Source organism: Pauljensenia sp. UMB3104, assembly GCF_030217285.1.
Lineage (GTDB): Bacteria > Actinomycetota > Actinomycetes > Actinomycetales > Actinomycetaceae > Pauljensenia.
The window spans coordinates 1-231 of record NZ_JASONN010000651.1 but is presented as its reverse complement, the minus strand read 5'-3'; the positions used below and the strand labels follow the sequence as shown (position 1 = coordinate 231).

At 58.4% G+C, this 231-nt stretch carries 1 protein-coding gene; it reads left to right on the top strand.

Annotated elements, in window-relative coordinates:
* Window positions 1-231: ATP-binding cassette domain-containing protein (locus QP415_RS13150; protein ID WP_285100368.1), on the top strand; the 231-nt coding region annotated here is incomplete at both ends.

The window sequence follows — 231 nt, the reverse complement described above, 5'->3', positions numbered from 1 at the left end:
TGAGCCTGAGCGTTCCGGCAGGCACGGTGACCGCGCTGGTTGGTCCGTCGGGTGCGGGGACGTCGACGTTGGCGAGTTTGATGGCCCGCTTCGATGACCCGGACGCTGGCATGATCACCATCGGCAGGGTTGATCTAAAGAGCATTTCCCAGGATGTGTTGTATTCGACGGTCGCATTTGTCCTGCAAGATGCACAGCTTATTCGCGACACCATCCACAACAACATTGCCC